Origin of the sequence: Arthrobacter sp. H14 (assembly GCF_000520495.1) — a bacterium.
Taxonomy (GTDB): domain Bacteria; phylum Actinomycetota; class Actinomycetes; order Actinomycetales; family Micrococcaceae; genus Arthrobacter_C.
In genome coordinates this window covers 68,477-69,042 of the sequence record NZ_KI914706.1, presented here as the reverse complement: position 1 = coordinate 69,042, position 566 = coordinate 68,477, and the positions used below count along the sequence as shown (strand labels likewise).

The following is a 566-nucleotide window of genomic DNA, read 5'->3' as shown; positions in this document are numbered from 1 at the left end:
CCGCCGGCTCGCCGTCGATGAGCAGGCGGCCGTACTCGGAGCTGTCGTCGTCATCCCCGAGCAAACCGGCAAGTCCATGCAGTAGCGTTGATTTGCCGGCTCCTGACGGTCCAAGGAGCAGGATGCGCTCCCCCGCATCGATCTGCAGGTTCAGGTTCCGCACCGCCGGGTCGGCACGGCCAGCATGGCGCCAGCCCCAGTCCTGTGCCGAGATGGCAGCAGGACGGGACCGCTGTCGGGCGGGAGGCGTGGTGGAAAGCATCGGGGCCTAGATACGTTTGGCGGCTCGCCCGGACGCGAGGCCGGACAGCACGCCGGTCTTCAGCAAAGCCTTCATCCCCGAGCAAACCGGCAAGTCCATGCAGTAGCGTTGATTTGCCGGCTCCTGACGGTCCAAGGAGCAGGATGCGCTCCCCCGCATCGATCTGCAGGTTCAGGTTCCGCACCGCCGGGTCGGCACGGCCAGCATGGCGCCAGCCCCAGTCCTGTGCCGAGATGGCAGCAGGACGGGACCGCTGTCGGGCGGGAGGCGTGGTGGAAAGCATCGGGGCCTAGATACGTTTGGC

At 67.3% G+C, this 566-nt stretch carries 1 protein-coding gene and 1 pseudogene; both read right to left on the bottom strand.

All coding sequences use genetic code 11. The features are described 5' to 3' along the window. Nucleotides 1-262 (bottom strand): ATP-binding cassette domain-containing protein (locus Y707_RS31080; protein ID WP_035783195.1); only part of this gene is annotated, 262 nt, incomplete at its 3' end. Between the two features lie 73 nt (nt 263-335). Next, nucleotides 336-545: pseudogene (locus Y707_RS31075) on the bottom strand (ATP-binding cassette domain-containing protein); the annotation flags it as partial. Nucleotides 546-566: the final 21 nt, after the last annotated feature.